This is a genomic window from Coleofasciculus sp. C1-SOL-03, from assembly GCF_040220555.1.
GTDB lineage: Bacteria > Cyanobacteriota > Cyanobacteriia > Cyanobacteriales > Coleofasciculaceae > Coleofasciculus.
Genome location: NZ_JAVJUO010000180.1, coordinates 1 through 2,445, shown reverse-complemented (window position 1 = coordinate 2,445; position 2,445 = coordinate 1). Strand labels below are relative to the sequence as shown.

The following is a 2,445-nucleotide window of genomic DNA, read 5'->3' as shown; positions in this document are numbered from 1 at the left end:
TTTAGGAACTAACGTCAGCTATTACTGAAATAACGGAACAACAAAACCCGCCCTCCTCACCAATAACGGAACAACAAAACCCGCCCTCCTCACCAATAACGGAACAACAAAACCCGCCCTCCTCACCAATAACGGAACAACAAAACCCGCCCTCCTCACCAATAACGGAACAACAAAACCCGCTCTTATTCATAAGTCCCAGGACTGGTTTTTTAGAATTATCCCCACCCCAATCCTAGATTCAGGTGGGGATAATGAACAAGTTAACTCTGAGTTGAGTCTTTGCCGAGCAATTGTCCTTTAAGAGATTCAAACTCTTGAGCCAATTCTTGGCGACTTTCGGCTTTCCAAAGATAACGGGCAATAAACCAGATAGTGTAACCAATCCCGACCAGTTCAAAAATTGGGGCTAATAAGGGAATGTCGTTAATGGCATCTAGTACAGCTAGGGTGACATACACGGTGATAAAGCCAGCTATCACTAGCCCAATCAAAATGATGGCTTGTTGGTACTCGTAATAAAATGCACTGATTATCGCCGGAAGTTTGGACAGGAAGTCAAATACGGGCTGTACCCATTCCTGCCAAGCTTGATCTGTGGTTTGACCCGCTGCAGGAAGCTTAGCTTGATTGTTAGCCGGGAGTTGGGTGACTGTCCCAGGTTGGTCAACATTGACATCTACTTTAGACTCTGGGCTTTTTGTAGCGTCGGCTTGAGCCGTTTTGACCTCTGGGGGATTACCCTCAGTATATTCAGATTTTTGTGGATTCGGTTCCATAGTTCCTCTACTGTGACCTCAAGTAGGACATTTTATCGTTTGTCTGAGCAGGATGGGTATAATAGGCAGAATATTAAGCTTTCGCCTATCTTACCAAAAGTTTTCTCATGACTTCGGTGGAAGCAAAAAACTGATACTCAAACTCTGCCATACCTGGCTCATTTACCTCAATCAGCGAGAATGACCCCGCTACAATCTTTGATTTAACGGTGGGAGAATGTCAATGTTCCCCTCTTCTATTCACTCGTTACGTGAGTGGGAAAGAAGCATCCGGAAGCCAAACAGCACCCAGATCCCCGACTTCTCCAAGAAGCCGGGGATCTATACTCGCAACGACTATGGGAGATGGGGGCAGGGGTTTGAGCCGTGATCAAGAGACTGATTAGATCACCAACCTTAACGTTTCTACACCAATGTTAAAACAGGGGATGCGATCGCGTCCGGTTCTACCGATGATGTGTCACCTGTACAATAGACTTCGCAGGAGTTATTGGGACTTTCAATGAGTTTAACTTTATGGAGTTTCGCTCCTACTTTTTGAATCGGTGACTGGAGTAATTGCCGAATATAGATGGCAATATTTTCCGCTGTCGGTACAACCTGGTCAAAGTAGGGGATGTCTTTGTTCAGGAAGGTATGGTCAAAAGGTTCGACGACATAATCATCGATGACCTTCTGCAATGCTCCCAAATCGACAATCATCCCTGTACGCGGGTCGATTTCCCCTTTTACGGTTACCTCTAAATGATAATTGTGTCCGTGACCATTGGGACGAGCGCATTTGCCGTAGATTTCACAGTTTTGGTCATAACTGAGTTGGGGATGAGCCAGCCGATGAGCGGCGCTAAAGTGAGTCGATAGGGTGAGATATGCTTCCATTCCGTTTCCTAAGTAATCAGCCCAAAGTTCTGGATGTTCAAACAGTTGGATCTTGACAAGCGGTAAATAAGGTGATAGCTTTTGCCAGATAACACGCGCAATGTTTTCGGTCGTGGGTAAGGTTTCCTGGAAGTCCAGCCAAGTATGATTCAGATAGGCATAGTCCAATTGGCTGGTGACTTCTTGCTTGATCACCTTTTTGACCTGGGATAGGTTTTGCACCATACCGTATTCGTCTAGGTCACCTTCAAGGGATACAAACAGGACATAATTGTGTCCATGACCAGGAAACTGGGCACCTCGACCAAATTTCTGCTGGTTTTCCGCTTCACTCAGTTCGGGTAACCAATAGCGGTGACTGGCGGAGAACTGGGCGCGGCGGTGAATGATGCATTTCATGCGTTTTTGATGCAAGTCAGAATCTGTAAATTTCTGTAAATTAAGGTTATTTCTAGGATAAACGAATATTGGTCATTGGTCAGGGAATAGGGAACAGGGAATAGGGAACAGGCAATAGGGAACAGGGAATTAATAATTTATTATAATTAATAACTTAGATGCTTGATGGCTTCTTGAGCATCGTGGCGCAAGCTGGTGGCGATTCTGAAGAGTTCTTGACCGATGTGCAGGTAATGTTCGTCGTAGTTGAAGGTTGATAACAGACAGCCAGTATGATACTATATGGTCATATTGGCTTAAATTTACTCAGATTGGCGATATTCCTTTGAGAGAAGCCGTTAAGCGACTTGGATTACATAAAAACACGAAGCAGGAAGTAGGCAGATAA

The 2,445-nt window shown here is 44.9% G+C and carries 2 protein-coding genes; both read right to left on the bottom strand.

Going from position 1 to position 2,445, the window contains the following annotated elements; all coding sequences use genetic code 11:
• Positions 1-263 precede the first annotated feature (263 nt).
• Positions 264-779: a CAAD domain-containing protein gene (locus RIE73_RS28360; protein WP_446404355.1), complete on the bottom strand. Its 516-nt coding sequence runs from the start codon at positions 777-779 to the stop codon at positions 264-266.
• Positions 780-1,184: 405 nt separating this feature from the next.
• Entirely contained in the window at positions 1,185-2,057 is an 873-nt protein-coding gene (locus tag RIE73_RS28355) for a 6-carboxytetrahydropterin synthase (protein WP_446404354.1), read from the bottom strand.
• Between the last annotated feature and the right edge of the window lie 388 nt (positions 2,058-2,445).